This is a genomic window from Fodinibius roseus, from assembly GCF_900129315.1.
Classification (GTDB): Bacteria; Bacteroidota; Rhodothermia; order Balneolales; family Balneolaceae; genus Fodinibius; species Fodinibius roseus.
In genome coordinates this window covers 43,805-63,343 of record NZ_FQUS01000023.1, presented here as the reverse complement: position 1 = coordinate 63,343, position 19,539 = coordinate 43,805, and the positions used below count along the sequence as shown (strand labels likewise).

19 protein-coding genes are annotated in these 19,539 nt (G+C 49.4%); 6 read left to right on the top strand and 13 right to left on the bottom strand.

The window, feature by feature from the left end; all coding sequences use genetic code 11:
* The 5 genes from BUB16_RS17355 to BUB16_RS17335 all read right to left on the bottom strand — a co-directional run bounded on the left by BUB16_RS17355 (window position 1) and on the right by BUB16_RS17335 (window position 4,678).
* Complete coding sequence (locus tag BUB16_RS17355; protein ID WP_073067423.1) at window positions 1-729, bottom strand: CPBP family intramembrane glutamic endopeptidase; 729 nt, start codon at window positions 727-729, stop codon at window positions 1-3.
* Window positions 729-1,859 (bottom strand): LysM peptidoglycan-binding domain-containing protein, encoded by a 1,131-nt coding sequence (locus BUB16_RS17350; RefSeq protein ID WP_073067421.1) that lies wholly within the window; start codon window positions 1,857-1,859, stop codon window positions 729-731. Before BUB16_RS17350 ends, BUB16_RS17355 begins: the two co-directional genes overlap by 1 nt.
* 5 nt (window positions 1,860-1,864) lie before the next feature.
* Window positions 1,865-2,203, bottom strand: coding sequence for a tetratricopeptide repeat protein (locus BUB16_RS17345; protein ID WP_073067419.1), 339 nt, complete (start codon window positions 2,201-2,203; stop codon window positions 1,865-1,867).
* Window positions 2,204-2,378: 175 nt separating this feature from the next.
* Window positions 2,379-3,563: a chorismate synthase gene (gene aroC, locus BUB16_RS17340; protein WP_073067417.1), complete on the bottom strand. Its 1,185-nt coding sequence runs from the start codon at window positions 3,561-3,563 to the stop codon at window positions 2,379-2,381.
* Window positions 3,560-4,678 (bottom strand): potassium channel family protein, encoded by a 1,119-nt coding sequence (locus BUB16_RS17335; protein ID WP_073067415.1) that lies wholly within the window; start codon window positions 4,676-4,678, stop codon window positions 3,560-3,562. The genes aroC and BUB16_RS17335 overlap by 4 nt, the downstream gene beginning before the upstream one ends.
* Before the next feature lie 119 nt (window positions 4,679-4,797).
* Here BUB16_RS17335 and BUB16_RS17330 point away from each other — a divergent pair, with 119 nt between their 5' ends.
* The 6 genes from BUB16_RS17330 (at window position 4,798) to BUB16_RS17305 (ending at window position 11,394) form a co-directional block, all read left to right on the top strand.
* Entirely contained in the window at window positions 4,798-5,535 is a 738-nt protein-coding gene (locus tag BUB16_RS17330) for an MlaE family ABC transporter permease (RefSeq protein ID WP_073067413.1), read from the top strand.
* A gap of 15 nt (window positions 5,536-5,550) precedes the next feature.
* Window positions 5,551-6,291, top strand: a complete 741-nt coding sequence (locus tag BUB16_RS17325) for an ABC transporter ATP-binding protein (RefSeq protein WP_073067411.1) — start codon at window positions 5,551-5,553, stop codon at window positions 6,289-6,291.
* An 11-nt stretch (window positions 6,292-6,302) separates the two neighbouring features.
* Complete coding sequence (locus tag BUB16_RS17320) at window positions 6,303-7,232, top strand: MlaD family protein (RefSeq protein ID WP_084088395.1); 930 nt, start codon at window positions 6,303-6,305, stop codon at window positions 7,230-7,232.
* Between the two features lie 490 nt (window positions 7,233-7,722).
* A complete protein-coding gene (locus tag BUB16_RS17315; protein WP_244545736.1) occupies window positions 7,723-9,480 on the top strand; it encodes a SurA N-terminal domain-containing protein in 1,758 nt (585 codons plus the stop codon).
* Window positions 9,481-9,549: 69 nt separating this feature from the next.
* Window positions 9,550-10,665 (top strand): bifunctional diaminohydroxyphosphoribosylaminopyrimidine deaminase/5-amino-6-(5-phosphoribosylamino)uracil reductase RibD, encoded by a 1,116-nt coding sequence (gene ribD, locus BUB16_RS17310; protein ID WP_073067477.1) that lies wholly within the window; start codon window positions 9,550-9,552, stop codon window positions 10,663-10,665.
* Between the two features lie 135 nt (window positions 10,666-10,800).
* On the top strand, window positions 10,801-11,394 hold the full coding sequence (locus tag BUB16_RS17305) for a riboflavin synthase (protein WP_073067405.1): 594 nt from the start codon (window positions 10,801-10,803) through the stop codon (window positions 11,392-11,394).
* 218 nt (window positions 11,395-11,612) lie between these two features.
* On the opposite strand, the gene BUB16_RS17300 is transcribed toward BUB16_RS17305, so the two are convergent.
* The 8 genes from BUB16_RS17300 to rsmD all read right to left on the bottom strand — a co-directional run bounded on the left by BUB16_RS17300 (window position 11,613) and on the right by rsmD (window position 19,312).
* The gene (locus tag BUB16_RS17300) at window positions 11,613-14,318 is read right to left on the bottom strand and encodes a putative LPS assembly protein LptD (RefSeq protein WP_211483220.1); all 2,706 of its coding nucleotides are present in this window, start codon (window positions 14,316-14,318) and stop codon (window positions 11,613-11,615) included.
* A 229-nt stretch (window positions 14,319-14,547) separates the two neighbouring features.
* Complete coding sequence (locus BUB16_RS17295) at window positions 14,548-14,853, bottom strand: FtsB family cell division protein (RefSeq protein ID WP_073067402.1); 306 nt, start codon at window positions 14,851-14,853, stop codon at window positions 14,548-14,550.
* Window positions 14,854-15,134: 281 nt separating this feature from the next.
* A complete protein-coding gene (locus BUB16_RS17290) occupies window positions 15,135-15,521 on the bottom strand; it encodes a YraN family protein (protein ID WP_073067400.1) in 387 nt (128 codons plus the stop codon).
* On the bottom strand, window positions 15,518-16,126 hold the full coding sequence (locus BUB16_RS17285) for a GbsR/MarR family transcriptional regulator (protein ID WP_073067398.1): 609 nt from the start codon (window positions 16,124-16,126) through the stop codon (window positions 15,518-15,520). Before BUB16_RS17285 ends, BUB16_RS17290 begins: the two co-directional genes overlap by 4 nt.
* A gap of 164 nt (window positions 16,127-16,290) precedes the next feature.
* On the bottom strand, window positions 16,291-16,605 hold the full coding sequence (locus BUB16_RS17280) for an FmdB family zinc ribbon protein (RefSeq protein WP_073067396.1): 315 nt from the start codon (window positions 16,603-16,605) through the stop codon (window positions 16,291-16,293).
* 198 nt (window positions 16,606-16,803) lie between these two features.
* Window positions 16,804-17,997 carry a pyridoxal phosphate-dependent aminotransferase gene (locus tag BUB16_RS17275; RefSeq protein WP_073067395.1) on the bottom strand — a complete coding sequence of 398 codons (1,194 nt, stop codon included), beginning with the start codon at window positions 17,995-17,997 and terminating at the stop codon, window positions 16,804-16,806.
* 240 nt (window positions 17,998-18,237) lie between these two features.
* Window positions 18,238-18,744: a pantetheine-phosphate adenylyltransferase gene (gene coaD, locus BUB16_RS17270; protein ID WP_073067393.1), complete on the bottom strand. Its 507-nt coding sequence runs from the start codon at window positions 18,742-18,744 to the stop codon at window positions 18,238-18,240.
* 13 nt (window positions 18,745-18,757) lie between these two features.
* A complete protein-coding gene (gene rsmD, locus BUB16_RS17265) occupies window positions 18,758-19,312 on the bottom strand; it encodes a 16S rRNA (guanine(966)-N(2))-methyltransferase RsmD (protein WP_073067391.1) in 555 nt (184 codons plus the stop codon).
* Between the last annotated feature and the right edge of the window lie 227 nt (window positions 19,313-19,539).

Below are 19,539 nucleotides of genomic sequence, written 5' to 3'. Positions count from 1 at the left end.
TCAGAAAACAATAACCATCAGATCGTAAAGAGCATGGGTCCATGCAGCCATACCAAAGCCCCGCCACACGTATATCGCATTGAGTGCCAGTCCGAACAGGAAACGAAAGAGAAAAGAGCCAAGCGTAAAAGGATCGCCCATTGATCCGATGTAGTGTACCAGGCTGAAAATGAGCGCCGCCAGCAATATAGCCAGCATATAGGCGGTTTTTCTTTTGGAGAAGAAATGATTGAATGTCCATAGTAGTGCTGATACCAGGATAACACGGAAAAACAGTTCTTCATACAGTCCGGCGCCCAGCGACAAAGCCATTTGCTGCAGCAGCGAAAGGCTTTCGATAGGAGATACCTGTGCCATCTGCAGGAGGTTACTGATTGTAATTGTAATGAGAACAGAGAGCAAAAAGGCATAAACCGAAGCCTCAACCAGCATGGTCATGAAGTAGCTGAGTTTGAGAGAGGCCAGTTTTTTTCGCTCACGGTAAAGAATATACATTCCACTAAGGGCGACGAGGATAAGCGTAATCGAAAGCACATCCCGGCTGAAATAGGCGAAGAGGGTCTTGATCCATATATCTACAGAAATACGAACAATATGCTCGCTGTCCGGTTGCGAGATAAAAATTAATACCTCATATAAGAGCAACAGCGGCAAGCTGATTAAATAGCTGTAAAGCAGCGTGTGCGTAGTAGAGAAATATCGTTTTATTGACTGGATAATGGTACTCATTATTCCTGAAAGATCATTGCTGAATCACTGGCCCCAGAAAATTGCAGGGTGTTCCAGGCAGCAGCGGATAGTTTGAGCCCATTACCGGAAGTGCGATCATTAATCCGTACAAAGACCCCATGGGGATAGCCCGGATTTTTTACGAAAATGACGGACCCTAAAGCAATATTCGAATGGGCGCCGGTCAATGCGTCGGGATTGTAGAGTTCGCCGCTGGTGGTGGGTGTTGCTTCTTCCCCGCTATCGTAATGTGATACGGATACGGAACCCAGGCTGCTCAGGGAGCTGCTGTTTTTTACATAGGGATTCTTGAATGTTTTACTGGCGGGCGTCAGCACCGTTACTTCCTGTCCGTTTCTCAGTTGATCTGACTCAATATCACTGTTCAAGGCTCTGAATTCTTCCTCATCCATCTGGAATTCCTGAACCAGTTCGGATACCGTAGTAGAGCCGCCGCTTACGGTGTGGGCGGTGAACTGCCCCTGGGGGGATGACGTTGCAGAAGAGGCCACAGAGGGCGGCGCTGAAGAGGCTCGCACGGTCAGTCGCTGGCCGACCCGTATGGTATTGGATGTCAGGTTATTGAGCTGTTTGAGCTGGCTGACCGACATGCCGTGTTGCTCGGCGATCTTGTAAAGCGAATCATTGTTTTTTACCAGATAAGTAGCATTCTGTTGTGTTTCATTATCCACTGTGATTGATCGCTCTTGTTGATCTACCAATTCTGTCGGATGGATTGTTAAGGTTTGTCCCACTTTTAAATTATTGGAAGAAATATTATTCCACGCCTTCAATTCGGCAATGGTAACCTGGTACTGCTTGGAAACCGAAAAAAGTGTTTCTCCGGCTTCTACAGTATGGGTTTGTGTTTCTGCTGAACGTTCGGACGAGCTTGTTTCTTCGCCTTCTTTTCCTACGACGAGGGTTTGTCCGACCGACAGCTGATCAGCGGTTATATCATTCCATTGCCGGAGCTGATCGACGTCGACATCATATTGTTTGGCAATACTGAACAGGGTTTCTCCCTTTTGGATCGTATGCGTGGTGGTACTTTGTGCCGACAGGTGCTGCGGCATGCAAAGGAAAAGAACAAATATAGTCCAGTAGAGAAAAAAAGAGGATATTTTCATACGTACTATGAATCCATTTCAATTTTTACATTCTGCAAGGCTTCCTGCAGCTCCGATTTCGTTCGTTTTTTTTGCTGTTGTTCTGCCTTGGGAATACCCTTCTTATACATGTCCCGGGCATCCTGAAGACGGTCGTGCATTTCATAGAGTTTGCCCAAGTGGTAATAGACGCCTACATAGTCCGGATCATGTTTCAGGATGTCTTCAAATAAAATACGTGCATTTTTGAACTTCCCCTGTTTACGGAACTCCAGGGCCAGGGCAAACTTGGAGAAAGAGTCCCCGGGATTGCTTTTAATTTGCCGGGCAAGCTGTTTGATTTTTGACTGGGGATCCTTGCTCATATCCAAGACTTATCCATCTCCGTTTTTAACGATGATAACGGTCAGTTGCAGAATCTATTTTATGCTCTAAAATAACGCATTGTGCGGTTAAAAAAAGCAAAAATCCGCGCCTCCCGGGTCGCCGTCATGAAGTGGTTGCTCGGATCTCCACCGAGTGGCAGGATTTCCTGCCGGTTTATTTATGAGCCTGATACCGTTCTTCGATTTCCTCAATGGAATCGCCTCCGAATTTTTCTAAAAAAGCGTTTGCCAATACCGGCGCAATAACGCTTTCAATCACCACAATAGCCCGTGGCAGTGCGCAAACGTCAGACCGTTCGTACCGGGTGTCTTTCTCCTCTTTGCTAGTAATATCAATGGTGGAAATGGGAGTAAGCATAGTCGGAATCGGTTTCATCACTCCGCGAATAATCAGCGGCATACCCGTGGAGATTCCGCCTTCAATCCCTCCCATACGGTTTGTTCGTCGTTTGAAATCCCCATCTTCGTAGGTGATTTCATCGTGAACCACTTGTCCGTGCCGTCGTCCGGCCTCAAACCCCTGTCCGATTTCCACGCCCTTCATGGCCTGGGTCCCCATAACCGCCTGGGCCAGCTGTCCATCGAGCTTGCGGTCCCAGTGCACAAAGCTGCCGAGTCCGGGGGGAAGACCGGTAACAAGAATTTCCCAGTGGCCGCCAAGCGAGCTGCCTTCTTTGCGGCGGACGATAATTTCATCGCGCATTTGCTGGCTGAGTTCCTCATCCAGACAGCGTACTTCCGATTCGTCGGCTGTGCGAAACACCGTTTCGGCTCCACCGCTCAGCATGGGGTCCACCAGTTCCCGGATATCCTCCCAGGGCCGCTCGTAACCGACACTTCCGATGCGGGTCACGTGTCCCCCGATCTCAATGCCGAAGTGCTTTAAAAATTTACGGGCTATAGAGCTGCAGGCTACCCGCATGGCGGTCTCGCGGGCGCTGGATCGTTCGATAGCGGGACGTATATCGTTATACCGGTATTTCTGTATCCCGGTGAGATCGGCATGTCCCGGCCGGGGAACCGTAATAGGATCAACATCCTCGCCTTTTCCCTCCTTGCTCATCACCTTGGGCCAGTTGGCGTCATCTTTCTCGAATGCGCGGTTGGGCATCTGGAGAGCGATGGGAGCGCCGGTGGTCCTGGCGAAGCGAACGCCGGAAAGGATCTCGGCACGGTCTTTCTCAAAGGCCATACGTCCCCCGCGCCCGTATCCTTTTTGGCGGCGGGCCAGGTGCAGGGCAATTTCATCTTCTGTGATCGGGAGTCCTGCCGGTATGCCTTCAATAATTCCCGTAAGTTGTGGGCCGTGCGATTCACCGGCTGTTAAATAGCGTATCATACTGAGTTGGTATCTTCTTGTTTTGAATTAAAATGTTTGGTAAAAGCATGCCGGGAAACCCGTTCCGAGAGCGACCGGTAATCATCGCACCCTTCCTCACGAAGATGCTCGATACGTTCGATATCTCCAAGTACGATGAGCGAGTCGCCGGCGGATATCCGGTCGTCGCTGCCGGGGTTAAAATGGATGTGTTCCTTTTCATGGGGAATGATAGCAATAATAACAACAAAATATTTTTGACGAATCCGAGCCTCGGAAAGGGTCTTGCCGTCCAGCTCTGATCCTTCAAAGACTTTGATCTCGTCAAACACGTGATCTTGTATCTGTTCTTGCGGAGATCCGCTTTGAATGCGGTTAATAAACTGGTCCACATGGGGACGAAGGATGACGTTGGCCATGCGGTCTGCTCCAATCTCATAGGGAGAAATCACTTTATCTGCGCCCGCCCGCAGAATTTTTTTGGTATTCTGGTGCTGATTTGTGCGTACCAGGATAAAGATATTCCGGTTTATTTCGCGTGCGATAAGGGTTACGAATACATTATCCTGATCCCGGGAGAGGGTACAAATGAGTCCCTTTGCACGCTCGATACCGGCTTCCTGCAGCACTTCTTCATCCTGGGCATCGCCTGCGACATACAGGAGCTTATCACTACGTATGCGTTCAATGCTGCTTTCCTGGTTTTCTACTACAACCAGCGGGATATCAGCCTCCTGCAGCACCTCGGCAATACGGTGCCCGATCCGGCCATAGCCGGCAACAATATAATGATCTTCCATTTTCCGGAGTTGCTTTTTCATAGCTCTTAACCTGAAGAGTTCACTTTCGAAAATTAATTGCGTTGTTTGAGAGGCAATATAAGAGATCACGCCGATACCCATAACAAAAATACCCATGGTAAAAACCCGTCCCCCGGTTGAAAGATTCGTCAATTCCGAGAATCCAATCGTGGTGATGGTAATGAAAGTCATATAGAATCCTTCAAAAAAGTTCATGCCTTCAATCAGGTGATAACCGGAAGAACCGATCAAAAAAATCACTATCAAAACAGCACTGGCTATGACAATGCGCAGTGCAATAATATTATCGATAATATTATTGTAAAATCCATTCATATGATTGATATAGAGCCCAATTTTTGGTGCTTATAATATAGTTGAAAAAATAAAGCGTACGAAATGACAACGACATAGAAATTTAATAGTTTCCATGGTTGTTATAATAAAACAATTTTATGGAAGCACTTGAACAATTCGGAAAGTACAGCCTGCTCTTGTACCGGTCGCTTCGTTCGTTGTACGAGGTAGATACCTATAGGAAAAACCTGATCAATGAATTATTGAAGATTGGGTATGAATCGGTGCCTATTGTACTGTTAACCGGTGTTTTTACCGGGGCAGTGATGACAATTCAAACAGCATATCAGCTTGACATCGCCTTTATTCCCGTATCCATTATCGGTGCCATTACCTCAGAGTCGCTGCTGATGGAGCTGGCCGCTGTCATTACGAGTCTGGTGCTGGCCGGAAAGGTCGGCGCACGCATTGCTACGGAACTGGGGACCATGCGGGTGAGCGAGCAGATCGATGCCCTGGAGTCCATGGGCTTCAATTCGGTTTCATTCCTGGTGCTGCCCCGCGTATTGGCCGGTCTTATTATGTTTCCGATGCTGTATATATTTGCCAGCGTTTCCGGTATCTTAGGCGGATTGGTCGCAGGTTATTTTTCCGGTGCGGTCTCGCCGGCCGAATTTATGTCCGGCGCAAGGGAGTTCTTTTTTCCGTGGGATGTAACCTTCGGTATTCTCAAAGCTTTCGTATTTGGGTTTGTGATAACATCGGTCTCCTGTTTCAAAGGGTATTATGCCAGTGGCGGGGCCGAGGGAGTCGGAAATAGCACCACACAAGCTACGGTTTTAAGTTGTATTTATGTATTATTAGCTGATTTTGTACTTGCTGCTGTGTTTTTGTAATCATTGGAATGACCTATGATAGAGATACGTAATCTTACAAAAAGTTTTGGTTCAAATCTGGTCTGGAAAGATGTTTCATTCAACATTGAAGATGGAGAAACCGTAGCAATCATTGGCCGGTCGGGCTGTGGCAAATCGGTACTGGTCAAACATTTTAATGCGTTAATGTATCCTGATTCGGGCGAAGTGATTATTGATGGGAATAATGTATTTGAACTTGAATATGTCGATCTTCGCAAAATGAGGCAGCGCTTTGGGGTGTTGTTTCAGGGATCCGCGCTTTTCGATTCGCTCAATACATTTGAAAATATCGCCTTCCCTCTGCGCTATTTTTCGGATTTTGATGAAAATGAGATTAAAAAAAAGGTAGAAGATGCACTGGATATGGTTAATTTAACCGGCACGGGGGACCAATCGCCCGCAGAGCTGTCGGGGGGTATGCGCAGGAGAGTAGCCCTGGCGAGGGCCACTATTCTGCAGCCCGATTTCCTGATTTATGACGAACCTACTTCCGGGCTCGATCCGCAGACATCCGAGGAGATTAATCAGCTTATTATATCTATGGCGGATAATTTGAATATTACCTCTATTGTGGTAACGCATGACATCCACAGCGTCCTGAAAATCGCCGACCGGATTGCTTATCTGGAAGAGCAGAGCCTGTATTGGCACGGCACCGTGGAGGAGCTGAGAAAAAGTGAGGACCGTATTTTGATGGACTTTATAACAGCCAGTGAGTATCAAATAAGAAGTTAACAGGAGATATTTTGAAGATAAGTAACGAGTTAAAAGTAGCGTTAACAATTTTAGTTGCCCTGGTGGCCGGGTTTTTCGGCTATCGATTGATGGGAGATATGCCGATGTTCCGGCAGTCGAAAATAATCCACGCCCATTTTGTGCAGGCAGACGGCCTGACCCCGGGAAGTTATATTTTTGTCAGTGGCGTAAGGGTCGGATCCGTCAAGTCGATGCAGCTCTCAAACGGAGACAGCGTGAAAGTGAGCATGAGTTTGGATCTGGACACTCATATTCCCAAAGACTCAGAAGCTCATCTGCAGTCGTCCGGCTTACTCGATGAAAAGGCTATCGTCATTATACGGGGTAATTCTCAGCAGGACGTAGAGCATAACGATGAGATAAAGGGCATTTATGAGGGGGGGATGATGGAGACCCTGAAGCAGGAGGGAGAGCAGCTGAGCGAAGATGTATCGGAATCGTTTGAGAAGCTCAACACCCTTCTCGAAGAGCTTAACACGATGGTTGACGAAGAGGCCCAGGGAAAGATTGATACCACTTTGACAAATCTTCAAACGTCTACCGATGAGATGGCAACCTTATTCCGTAATAAACGATCGGACCTGGAGCTCAGCATAACGCACGCGCAACAGTTTTTGGCGAATATGGACACCGTAAGCACGCGGAACAAATCGCGTATTGACTCAGTGTTGACGGGGCTGGACCGTTCGCTCACGGAGCTCGAAGTATTGAGCCATGAACTGACGCAGACCAACCGGGAACTGCGCGAGGTGCTTGTTAAGATCAACAACGGAGAAGGGAGCCTGGGCAAATTGGTCAATGATCCCGGCCTGTATGACAACCTGGAAAGCCTGTCCGGTGAAATGGATCTTTTGATTAAGAATATTAATGAAGATCCCGGGAAATACCTTAAACACATGCGCTTGATAGAGGTTTTTTAGGTTTTTTTGTTACTGTGCTTGCATTCATTTCGGCAGTAGCCCGCAGTTCTCACTGATATGCCTGGTGTAGTGTGGTACACTTGTGATACAGATAAAGTTATATCGATTTTTGAGGCCAAAAAAATAGCAGCGTGCCACATCCTGCAAACATTGCCCGTCAGCGGCGTTAAAGCTAACAATAGCGTCCCGGGCGCAGGGGGGACATCTCCCGCTGTCATTTTCCTTCGCCTTGCTGAAGAACAAGCTTCCTGGTGAGATTCGGGTTAGGTCTCCTTGCTATTAAGAAGATTAGGGGTATTCTATATTTTATGCGTGAGAAATACGGGTTAGGTCTTTAAAAACTTTTTGTAGGGCCCTGAATTGCTCTTAGTGCAGGCTTCTTGTATATTTACAGGTTTGTTAGTATAGACCAGTGTGTTCTGGTAAACAATTGTTTTTGGAATATAAAAGACGAAGATAAGAGGTTTTATATATGGGTGTAATGGATAAAATGAGAAAAAGTACCAGCGTGATTTTATGGGTGCTTATATTCTCATTTGGATTATTATGGATGTTGGCGGACACTAATTTTTTCGATGTTATTCAGCGAGGTTCCCAATCCCTCGGGTCGGTCAATGGAGAATCAATTGAGCTTGAAGAGTATAACAACCGCATTAATTACTATATCGAGCAGTATTCTCAACAGACGGGAAATTCCGTTGATTCCGAAATGCGGGCTAATTTTGAACAGCGCGCATGGGACGAGATGGTGACGGGAAAGTTGCTGCAGCAAAAAATGGAGGAGCTGGGAATTCAAGTGACCGACCAGGAAGTGGTTAATATGATTACGGGGGAAAACCCCGATCCGTTTATACGGCAGCAATTCCAGCGGGAAGACGGAACCATCGACCGTGTGGCGTTGAAAACTGCTATCGAGTCGCCCGAAAACAAACAGCTGTGGATTGCGATCGAAGATCAGATGCGCCAAAAGCGCCGCCAGCAGAAAATGAATAATTATCTGCAGTCGTCCATGGAAGTCAGCCAGTATGAGGTGGAACAGCAGTATCTTCGTAACAACACCCGGGCCGACGTCGCTTACGTACGTTTCCCCTATGCCGATATCCCGGAAAGTGATATCTCGGTGACCGATGCCGATCTGAAAGAATATTACAATAATAATCAGCAACAGTTCGAGCGGCGCGAAACCTATCGATTTAATTATGTGAGCTTTGACAAGACGCCGACCAGGCAGGATACCGCCCGCACGCTGAAGGAGATGGAAAGCCTTCGGTCTGATTTTGCTGAAGCCGAAAATGATTCGCTGTTCCTGAACAGCTACCAGTCCACAACCCCCTTTAATGTCCGAACTGTGGAAGAGAATGAAATACGGGAACTGTTTGCTCCGGTGGTGGATCTGGAGGTTGGGGAAGTAAGCGAGGTCATCAACGATGAGGGACGGGTGTACCTGCTCAAAAAAGTGAGTGAAAGCGGCTCTGAGATAAGCTTTGTTCCGTTTAGCCTCGATATAACAGCTGATCCCGTAGCTACGATAGACGAGCAGGCAAAGGAAGCGGATGATTTCAGCTTTTTTGCCGAAGAGGATGGCTTTGAAGCCGAGGCGGAACGCCGGGGACTGGAACTCAGGGAGGGTCTGGCTACCAAGGGAACCAGTTTTATTTCCGGTATCGGACAAAGCCAGCAGATTATGAATTACCTGACTAATGCCGGGGAAGGCGATATTTCCGAACCGGTGGAACTATCGGGACAATTTGTCGTCCTGAAAGTGACCGACATTACTCCTGCCGGCGTGCAGCCGTTTGAAGAGGTGAAAGACCAAATTCGAACCACGGTTGTGAATGAGAAGCGTAAAGAGCAGGCGGTTAGCCGGGCCGGGAAACTGCTTGAACAACACAGTACCCTCTCTGCTCTGGCAGAGGCCGCCGGCAAAGAAGTGGCAACGGCCCAGGGAATTGCCATGAACGCAACCACCCTGCCGGGAGCAGGACGTGAACCCGCCGTTATCGGTGCTATCTTCGGGTTGGACCAGGGCGAACGGTCGGAACCTGTCAAGGGCACCAGCGCCGCATTTATACTGCGGGTTGACCGACTGCAGGAGGCCGATATTTCAAATATGACCGCCTCGCAGCGCAGTCAAATACGTCAACAGCTGAGGAAAGAGAAGCAGGCTGCCTACCTGAATACCTGGATTGAAGAGCTCAAGGAAGAAGCGGATATCGAGGATAATCGTTCCCGGGTACTGCAGGGTTAATGCTTCCTTCCCTTTTTGTTTTATTATATTCAGTCAATCGGAACCCGGGAAGCTTTTTGTGATTTACAAATGACAAAAGCAGATGAGAAATGGATGAATCTGGCGCTTGAAATAGCCGACCGGGGAGCGGGTTATGTTTCTCCGAATCCCATGGTAGGTTGCGTAATCGTCTCTGCTGATGGCACCAAAATAGGCCAGGGGTATCATGAACGGTACGGCCAGGCTCATGCCGAGCAAAATGCGGTGGATTCAGTGACGGATCGCGGGCGACTGGAGGATGCAACGGTCTATGTAACGCTTGAACCTTGTGCCCACGAGGGACATACCCCGCCCTGCTGTAAAATGTTGGGGGAGCTGCCCATCAGGCGCGTGGTAGTGGCGATGGAAGACCCGACCCCCAAAGTGGCAGGACGGGGCATTTCGTACCTGAGGGAGCAGGGGATCAGCGTGGATGTGGGGTTGCTGAAAGAAAAGGCCCGCCGACAAAATGAATTCTTTCTGCACCACCAGGCTTTGAACCGTCCGTTTGTGACCCTTAAAATCGCCCAGACGCTGGATGGTTATATCGCGGCCCCTGACGGTAAATCAGAGTGGATAAGCAGTTTGGAATCACGGACGATGGTCCACCGCTGGCGAAGCAGATATGACGCAGTGATGATCGGGCGGAATACGGCCCTGCTGGATAACCCGCGGCTGACTGTCCGCCATATCGAGGGACGCCAGCCCAGGAGAATCGTGATAGACGGACCGCTGGACCTGCCGGACGAGCTGAATCTCTTTACGGACCAGTATGAGGAGAAGACCATCGTATTGACACATAACGAGGAAAAGTTTCGAAATGAGGCCGACCCGATGCTGAGCTTGCTGCAGTCCGATTATTTCCGGGGCAAGACGCTGCTGGTTGATGAAAAAGAGGGCCATACTGATCTGAAACAAGCCCTGCAGGAACTCGGGAGCTTGCCGGTCACTTCTATTCTGGTCGAAGGGGGACAAAATCTGGCTTCGGCACTCCTGCGCGACCGGCTGGTCGACAAGGTCGAAATTTTTATCGCCCCTAAAATGCTGGGCGGCGGCACCCGCTCGGTGATGGGTATAGGCATCGACCATATGGAGGAAGTTTTGGAACTCAGGGAAACCCAGTGGCGTCAAGTCGGCAAGGACCTGCTATTCAGCGGATATTTTTAACCTGGATTATTCATGAATAATATGGAATGATTCGTTATCCTATGAGATCTTAAGGCCTCAGAATCTATTAAGGTCTTTTTATGAACTATTGGAATAATGGCTGTGAATAATCCAGGCAAAACAAACAAATAACTTATGTTTACAGGAATTATTCAGGAAGTGGGACAACTGCTGCAAATTGACCCGTCCGATGGCGGCAGGGAACTCACCATTGCCTGTGGATTTGCAGATGAGCTGCAGGTCGATCAAAGCATTAGTATCAATGGCGTATGCCACACGGTTACAAGGCATAATGAAACAACATTTACGGTCCAAAGCGTGGAGGAGACATTGCGCAAAACGAATATTGGGGACCTCGTGGAAGAGGATCTGCTGAACCTGGAACGTTCATTGCGTCCCGATCAGCTGCTGGATGGTCATCTTGTTCAGGGCCATGTTGATGCTATCGGCACGATACAGCAGATTGAAAAGGAGGGATCGGATTGGTTGCTGACCGTATCCTACCCTGCAGAGCATACGGCGCTGGTGGTCGGACGCGGAAGCATCGCCCTCGATGGTATCAGCCTGACGGTAGCCCGGGAGCAAGAGAATGCTTTTACGGTCGCTATTATTCCGTATACCTATGAACATACCAACCTGAAAACCAGGAATGCGGGCGATACGGTCAACCTGGAGTTTGATGTGTTGGGTAAGTATGTTATTAAGTACATGGAGAATCGCAGAAAATAAGGGTACGGCTGGGACCTTTCACCCTTTTTCAAGCATACCCATTCTTTCCCGGGATATGTTTTGCTGAATAGTTATACTCAGCTATCAGCTATCCGATATTGTTCATTCCGGATGACAAAGTTTCATCATGATGAATTCAAAAATCCGTTGCATAAACTTTATCAAAATGGGTGATTTAGCTCGAAGATTGGAAAATTGCAGCTTTTTACCTCTACCTGTTATCTAAAACCACGCGGGGCTCCCCGGCCTGTGGGAGTTGAACTGCGTTCAAGGTTATTGAGGATCGGGAGTTTTTGGATGATCCCCTGCAGCTGTCCCGCATCGATCCGGAGCGAAAAGAAGTAGTACTGGGATTCCCCGAAGGGATTCATCGTAAAGGAAAGATTCCAGCAGTGCATGCTCCTGTTCAGCGAAAATTGGGAAGGAGTGAGCTCCTTGCGGACAAAATCGTATCCGATCTGGGTACGGAAGTCCCACCGAGGGGTAAGTTTCAGGTTAATGTTATTGGCATTGATAGTCGCCGAGGTACGGTTGCTGCCCGTCGGATTCAGGTTCCACCGGTAGCTGAAGTTCACAGAAAAAGAGAAAGGAGAGTTGAACTCCTGCACCGGCTGGGTGTTAAAGTGCGGATCCACCGGGTGGAATATCCGCTGGTTGAGCGGATCGTAGTTTGCAGGGAAATAGGGGTCCCGGTTACTGGTTTGCAATCCCCCGCTGCGTCCCCAGTCAAAGGAGTAGCTGGTACTGGCCGAGAAGCGCGTCATCTCAAACGGCTTCCCTGAGTTGGGCAGCAAAAACCGGTCGATCTTGTTGCCCTGTTCATTCCGCTCATAAAAATTAAAATTGGCGCTGGCCCGGATGCTCATTCCATCAATGATACGGGCGGAAAAAGAGGTATTGAGATCGGCCAGTTTCAGGCTGTCGGCCGCGAAGTTATAGCTTGAGCTCATGTTCAGCTGGTCGATGAGCCGGATCACATTCTCCTGCTTCTCGCCTGTGGAGTCGCGTTTGACCTGCTTCGCCTCAAAGGTATTGTTGATGCTGAAGCCCAGCGACCGCTGCTCGCCCCGACCCGGACCCCGGAACACCTCGTTCTCAAAAATGGAATAGCGCCGGGTCGGCACGGTTCCATCCGCTTGCCGGGTGGTATCCGTTTGTACGGTGCGATAAAAGCCCCAGAAATCGCTGCTGAAATCGGGGCGGTAGCTAAGGGAAAGAGAGGGGCGAAGCGTATGGCGAAAACTTTGCAGTTTTCCGATCTTGGCATTCATCAGCCCGTAGACGGTCGTGGAAAAGCTCAATCCCGTCGAGAAATCGCGGGCTGTGGTAAAGCCCCGTACCCGTCGCTCTTCTACTTCATTGGAATCGGCATTGAACGATTTTAAAGTGGTGGTGGGAAACCAGTACTCATTGTAATTGGCGTTGGCGCTCAGATTGAGGAACCGGCTGTTGAGTATCTGTCCCAGGCTGATATCGGCCTGTTGCTGAAAGCCATATTGGTAGTGCTCGTTTTCTCCGGTAGCCTCCTGATATTTGTCCGGATCCATGAGCGCTTCGAACCAGTTGTAGCGGGCCGAGTCGGCCCGGGTGGGACGATAGTCGAACTCGGAGTCAAAGGTGTTTTGGTAGCTGACCGAAATATTTTCGTACCAATTTTGGTTCTCAGAGGTCGTTTGTTCATTTTCAAAAGGGGAAAAGCGTTTTAAACTGAAATTCATATCCGGCCCGGAAAGCCGTGTGACATTGGTCTTGAAATTTTGGTTCTGCCGTACGGATATGTCGAAGTTATACAGATTTTCGGGGTGACGATACCGGTAATTTACATTCGAGCTGGTGCTTGTTTCCGCACGATCGGTGGGATCGTATGAATTCTGTTGAAAATAATCGGCGGTGCGCAGGTTGATGTTGCTGTTAAAACTGGCATAGGGGGAGAAGTCCTGACGGTGCGAAATAGCCAGTCGTTTTTGAACGGTGGTCTGGTAGCCGGGATCCGTAGGCTCCAATCCCGAATTGTCATTCGAATACCCAATCTGTATACTCCCGTCGAATTTGTTGCGGACCCTGTAGTTGGTCTGTGCATCCACAAAGTAGGAGCCCGAGGTAAAAATATCCATCGAGGCCTGTGCGGTAATGTAGTCGTTGAAATACTGGAACCAACCCAGGTTCTGCAGGCCGAGACCGCGCGTCTGTTTGTTCTGGAAGGCATAGGTTGGTTCCAGCAATCCCGATTGCTTGCGGTCAAACTTGCCCGGCAGGTACCCGAAGGGAAAGACGAGCGGGTAGGGAATATCCAGGATAAACAGGCGGGCCCGCTCAAAGAAGATTTTTTCTTCATCCACGACTTTCATCCGAGCCGCCTTAATATAATAATGAGGATGATCGAGCATACAGGTGGAATAGATGGCATCTTCCAAAAAGACCACATGAGGACCGGTTTTTTTAACACGTGTGCCGGTAACTCGTCCATCCTGTATATTCACCCGTGCCACCTCAAACCGTCCTTTTTCCGTCTGGTAATTAAAATCGATGCGGTTGCTTCGCACCTCGTCATTTTCCCGGATCAGGACGGGTTGCGACAGGGTATCCTGGGGCGTTTGCGTATCGGCACTTACAATATTTTGATCGAGATTGAGGGAGACTTTACCCGCTTTAAGCTGACCCGCAGAATGAGAAACCGAAGCCGAGCCATAGAGGGTCGCCGTGCGGCTGGTATCGAATACAAAAACCAGCGAATCGCTCGACTGGAAGTTAATTTGTCCCTCTTGTTCGGGAACAGGGGCGACTCCCTGCTGGCCGGTCCCCCCCCGCTCTCCCGGGGGACCCTGTTGCCCGGCACCACCGGTCATGCCCCTGCCCAGGGTATCGGCTCTTCCCATTCCCGTATCCTGGGCCTGCAACAGGTTGGCCATACCCGCAAGGAGCATAAAGAGGATCCAGCCTTGGGCGTATCTTCGGCCTTTAACATATGTCCGGTAGCTGTTCATGTAGAAATATGGCTGGAAAACGGAAGTTTTGCTGCTGGGTATCAGGCGTTAAGATATTATAACTTGACTAAAGTGTCTGTAGTATAAGGGAGATGTGCTTAGGAATGAAGGATAAAAAAGAAGTCGGTGGTCAGCGGATTGGCATGACAACCGCAGCTTTGTATGGGGACTAATCCACTTCCCTGATTTTATAAACGGTTTCCCCCTCTTTTTTCATCCCGTATTCTTCACGGGCGATACGTTCGAGCAAACTGGGATCCGTTTCCAGATTCTCGATCTTTTCCTTTAAAATGAGCGTTTCCTGCTGGAGTTCTTGCTTTTTTGTTTGCAGATGATCCATGCGCTGGTTTAGCTGAATGCGGGTCCATATACTATAAGTGTCGAAAAACGCAAACCAGATGAACACCACGCCGCCGAGGATAAGAGCCAGAAAGGACTTACGCCAGCGCAGAGGATTCAGGTATTTGATCTTCATCGAGAGTATAAAGCTAAATTTTAACAGGAGTCCGCTTTCGATACAAGATACTACAAAACATTACTGAAACGCAATTTTCTAAATGATAGTGTTGGTGAGACCGGGCTTCTCACCATAACGATATCCATTGTTTATGGTAAATGGCGTTGTGCATACTTTTATTTGGTACGAAATATGGCATGGGGATTGCAACTATTATGGATTCATATATTGTTAGGTCTGGGAAATACGAATGCACGGATCACAAGAACCTACTACAAGATCGATAGTGCGATGAGCGGTTATCGCCGTCCCTTCGTAAAAGCATTTTCGAAGTGCTTGATGTCGGGCGACCCACCCGGGGGATGGAGAATGGATATGACATCGAAACGGACCGGCGCCCCGTCCATTTTTCGTTCATAGATCCAGGCTTCGGCCGCCTTGTACACCTTTTCCATTTTCTGCCGGTCCGCATACTCCTCCGGTTTCCCGTACTGGTTGCTGGAACGCTGTTTGACCTCTACAAATACGATATAGGCCTCATTGTCGTAGGCTACAATATCCACTTCAGCGTGCCTGAAGTGATAGTTTCGCTCCAGGATCGTATATCCCTTTGATTCAAGGTAGGCGGCGGCCAGCTCCTCGCCTTCACGGCCCAATTCCCTGGTGGTTTTATCATTGTCACTCATGGTGATCCCTCACTTGATTCGGTTGCGGATGATGAGGAGTCGGTACCGGTTATGCTGTGTTTCATCTCGGCCAGTTTCACCAGGTGTTTCAGGAATTTCAAATTGCGCTTGTTGATATACGGGAGGAGCGCTTCGGTAAACCGTTCGAACATCTCCAGGAATTCCGTAAAGTTCTCGATCCGCTCGCGGAAGGCCGCTTCCTCCCCGGAAAGTTGCTCCTTATCATCGAAAAGCTGAAGGCACTCATTCAGGTTTTGGCGGATGGGGGCTACCTCGCGCTGCTGTCGTTCCCGTATGATCGTGGCCACCATATTCCAAACCTCTTTTTCAGCCGTATAATAATCTTTGCGGCTTCCTTTAAAATGTACCTTGCGGATGAGCTGCCACTGTAAAAGGTTACGAAGGTTCATATTGGCATTGCCGCGGCTGATATCCAGCTGCTTCATGATGGTGTCCGTATCAAGCGGGTCGGCTTCGGCGTAGAGCAGGGCGTGAATCTGGGCCATGGTCTTATTGATGCCCCACGCCGAGGCCATTTCTCCCCAGAGCAGTACGAATTGCTCTAACGCTTCTTTATGGGTTTGAGAACGCTTGTCAGGCACCATAGGTGAACCGGATTCAGTTGTTAAGGACTTTGCAAAACCGATCTTTTGTCCAATGACGTTGTTACCGACTGGTTGAGATCCTCACATAGAGGTTATATGCTGCGGTTCCAACCTCCCGTTGGCGTTGACCTTGAACAAAACCCTGGTTTTTCGACGCCCCCCTGTTAGGTATCCGTAGTGGTATCGGCCGTATTCGTGGACTTGGTACTATTGCTGCCGCTGTTTTCACCGCTGGTTTTGGATGAGGTGGCCTCACCGTTGGACTTCTTGGCGGCTTCAGCCCGCTTCTCCTTGCGGTCGCTGTCCTTGTAATCAGTGACATACCAGCCCTCCCCTTTATAGACCACACCCCCTCCGCCGGAAATAATGCGCTTTACTTTTTGCCCGGTTTCGGGACAGTGTTCCAGGGCATCGTCATTAATACTTTGTTTTACTTCGAATGTGGTTCCGTCTTCTCGTTTGTATTCGTATGTAGGCATAGCGGTTAATAGTAGCTGTTAAAGTATTCTAAGTTCTACAAACAGGGAAAGTCCAACGGAGCGGCTTTCCCTGTTTCTTCCTGCTGTTGGAGACGGTTGCATCTCTCCCATCAGGATATTTTCTGATTTCATGTATCAATTGTACCTACTCATCATATAACATAAAATGTGCCAAACGCTTTACGGCCGGTCATATTTTCAGGATAGCTTACGCAACCCGTCTTCCAGGCGGCTCATCGCTTCCTTGAGTTCATCCATCCCGGAAGCATAGCTGAGTCGGATGCCGTTGGGTTCCCCAAAAGCATCCCCCGGTACGGCTGCCAGTCCCTGCTGCTCGATCAGATACAGGCACAAATCGGTGCTGGTGTCAATCGCTTCCCCGTCCTCCGTCGTGGTACCCAGGTAATGCGAAATATCCGGGAACACATAAAAAGCACCCGAAGGCTTAAAGCATTGGAGTCCCTCTATCGCCGACAGTTTTTCAAAAATAAAATTGCGGCGCTTTTTAAACGATTCGCGCATGGTGTCTATCGCATCCAGGCTGCCGCGGTAGGCCGCTTCACCGGCTTTCTGCGAAATGCAGGAGGGAGCCGAGGTTTCCTGGCTTTGTATTTTGGCCACCGCATTCACAAAATGCTGCGGGCCCGCCAGGTATCCCAGCCGCCAGCCCGTCATGGCAAAGCCCTTGGAAAACCCGTTGATATAGAGCGTGCGCTCCTTGAGATCGGGAGCTGCGTTCAGGATGCCCACATGATCGCCCTCGAACACAATATACTCGTAAATTTCGTCCGATATGATTGTGACATCCGGGTATTCGCGCAGCACGTCGGCCAGGGCTTCGAGCTCATCGGCTGTGTAGCAGGTGCCCGTGGGATTGGAAGGCGAGCAGAGCAGGAGGGCCTTGGTATGTTCCGTGATCGCGTCTTCGAGCTGCTGCGGGGTCATCCGGTAATTATTTTCGAAAGATGTGCGGATGGTCACGGGCGTACCGTCGGCCATCTTCACCATCTCCGGATAGGAAACCCAGTACGGGGCCGGAATGATCACTTCGTCCCCTTCGTCCAGCATCGCCAGCATGCTGAATCCCAGGGCCTGTTTTCCCCCGTTGGTACAGATAATCTGTGAGGGGTCGTAGGAAAGCCCGTTATCGCGCTGCAGCTTTATCGAAATGCTTTCGCGCAGCTCCGGGGTCCCGGTATTCATGGTATAGCCATGGAAACCATCCCTGATGGCCTGGATGGCGGCATCGCAGATATGCTCCGGCGTCTTGAAGTCCGGCTCTCCGGCACTCAGGGAGATAATGGACTTTCCCTGTCGTTTCAGTTCCTTGGCTCTGGCAGAAATGGCAAGTGTCGCAGAAGGCGCAACGGATTGGGCACGCTTGGAAATCATGAAGTCTGGTTATTCAGTTTTTGTATTGGTTTTTGTAAAGAAGGAAGGAAAATAGAAAAAAACAGGCTCTTATTCTAAAAGGACTTTACAACCTTTTATTTGTCCGGGAACAGGCTCCTTTTTCCTTTATGGGTTATACCGTAATTGATACGCCGGCTTAGTCACGGTATATGATCCCGAATTTTTTGTTGATCTGTTTCCAATCTTCACTGGTAAGCTTTTTCGATGGCTCTCCTGGTTTTACTCCGATGCCCGCTGTTCTTCGAACTTGGCCGTCAGCGCTTCGGCCACATGCTCGGGAACGAAAGAGGAGAGGTCGCCGCCCCAGTAGCCGACTTCCTTGACAAGCGAGGCGGAGATGAAGGTGAGCTGTTCGTTGGGCATCAAAAAAACGGTATCCACCTCGGGTGCCAGCCGGCGATTGGTCAGGGCCATGCGGAATTCGTATTCGAAATCGGAGATCTGCCGTACGCCCCGAATGAGCGTCTGGGCATTTTTCTCTTTGGCGAAGTCAACGAGCAATCCTGTAAATTGCTGAACCTCCACCCGCGAGGCCCAATCTTTGCCGTTCAGGCATTCCCGGATCAGCGCCTCGCGCTCGTCGCCGGAGAAGACCGTATCCTTGTTATTGTTGACGGCGATCGTGACGATAATCTTGCTAAAAAGTTCGGTGGCTCGCTCCAGGATATCGAGGTGACCGTAGGTGATGGGGTCAAAAGAGCCGGGATAAAGAGCTAAGGTTTTCATAGGTGAGCAGTGGTTAGAATTGTACGCCCTCTTCGGGCAGGAATATACTGATATGCGTCCGTCCGTATTCTTTTTTATAGGCGCAGTGAGCGTGATCGCTGAAATCGTGCCGCTTGTCGTGCTCCAGGATCAGCCACCCGTTGTCCGCAAGCCAGCCATCCGATAGGATGGTTTCAATCATCTCATCCATCAGCGGGTAGTCGTACGGCGGGTCGGCAAAAATGATGTCGTATGATAGGGGCATGCCTTCCAAAAAGTCCTCTACCTGCGAGACAGCCGTTCGTATCTGGTCGGACAACTCAAACTCTTCCGCCACTTTTTCGATGTGACGTATATTGCGGCGGTCACTGTCCACGAAGAGGACGCTTTCACAGCCGCGGGAGAGGGCTTCGAACCCCAGGTTCCCCGACCCTCCGAACAGATCGAGCACCCGGGCCCCGCGAATATACTTCCGGGCATCCAAAATAGAAAAAAGTCCCTCTTTTGTCCGGTCGGTAGTGGGACGTACGTCCAGGGTCTTGGGGATGTGAATTTTTCTTCCTTTGAGTAGGCCGGTAATGATGCGCATATATTATATGAAGGTTTTGAAAACCATTGAAGTGGTCATTCTGAGCCTGCTGAAGAACTTCAAATAACGATTGTGATTTGTAGAGGTTGATTCCTTCAGCTACGTTCAGGATAACAGCCTGGTTTTGTAAAGCCGCCTGTATAAACAAAAACAGGAATCGGTTCGAGCTACTGGCTGATCTCTTTCTGCAAGGTGAAAGGTACAAAAAATAACAGGGAAGGACCTAT

Excerpts from the sequence above, each read along its gene's own strand:
- BUB16_RS17355 (WP_073067423.1), bottom strand. The coding sequence starts at position 729 with ATGAGTACCATTATCCAGTCAATAAAACGATATTTCTCTACTACGCAC.
- BUB16_RS17325 (WP_073067411.1), top strand. The coding sequence starts at position 5,551 with ATGATAGAGATACGTAATCTTACAAAAAGTTTTGGTTCAAATCTGGTC.
- BUB16_RS17290 (WP_073067400.1), bottom strand. The coding sequence starts at position 15,521 with ATGAGTGACAATGATAAAACCACCAGGGAATTGGGCCGTGAAGGCGAG.
- BUB16_RS17285 (WP_073067398.1), bottom strand. The coding sequence starts at position 16,126 with ATGGTGCCTGACAAGCGTTCTCAAACCCATAAAGAAGCGTTAGAGCAA.
- BUB16_RS17350 (WP_073067421.1), bottom strand. The coding sequence starts at position 1,859 with ATGAAAATATCCTCTTTTTTTCTCTACTGGACTATATTTGTTCTTTTC.
- BUB16_RS17300 (WP_211483220.1), bottom strand. The coding sequence starts at position 14,318 with ATGCTCCTTGCGGGTATGGCCAACCTGTTGCAGGCCCAGGATACGGGA.
- BUB16_RS17295 (WP_073067402.1), bottom strand. The coding sequence starts at position 14,853 with ATGAAGATCAAATACCTGAATCCTCTGCGCTGGCGTAAGTCCTTTCTG.
- BUB16_RS17330 (WP_073067413.1), top strand. The coding sequence starts at position 4,798 with ATGGAAGCACTTGAACAATTCGGAAAGTACAGCCTGCTCTTGTACCGG.
- rsmD (WP_073067391.1), bottom strand. The coding sequence starts at position 19,312 with ATGCGCATCATTACCGGCCTACTCAAAGGAAGAAAAATTCACATCCCC.
- BUB16_RS17315 (WP_244545736.1), top strand. The coding sequence starts at position 7,723 with ATGAGAAAAAGTACCAGCGTGATTTTATGGGTGCTTATATTCTCATTT.
- coaD (WP_073067393.1), bottom strand. The coding sequence starts at position 18,744 with ATGAAAACCTTAGCTCTTTATCCCGGCTCTTTTGACCCCATCACCTAC.
- BUB16_RS17335 (WP_073067415.1), bottom strand. The coding sequence starts at position 4,678 with ATGAATGGATTTTACAATAATATTATCGATAATATTATTGCACTGCGC.
- ribD (WP_073067477.1), top strand. The coding sequence starts at position 9,550 with ATGACAAAAGCAGATGAGAAATGGATGAATCTGGCGCTTGAAATAGCC.
- BUB16_RS17305 (WP_073067405.1), top strand. The coding sequence starts at position 10,801 with ATGTTTACAGGAATTATTCAGGAAGTGGGACAACTGCTGCAAATTGAC.
- BUB16_RS17275 (WP_073067395.1), bottom strand. The coding sequence starts at position 17,997 with ATGATTTCCAAGCGTGCCCAATCCGTTGCGCCTTCTGCGACACTTGCC.
- BUB16_RS17345 (WP_073067419.1), bottom strand. The coding sequence starts at position 2,203 with ATGAGCAAGGATCCCCAGTCAAAAATCAAACAGCTTGCCCGGCAAATT.
- aroC (WP_073067417.1), bottom strand. The coding sequence starts at position 3,563 with ATGATACGCTATTTAACAGCCGGTGAATCGCACGGCCCACAACTTACG.
- BUB16_RS17280 (WP_073067396.1), bottom strand. The coding sequence starts at position 16,605 with ATGCCTACATACGAATACAAACGAGAAGACGGAACCACATTCGAAGTA.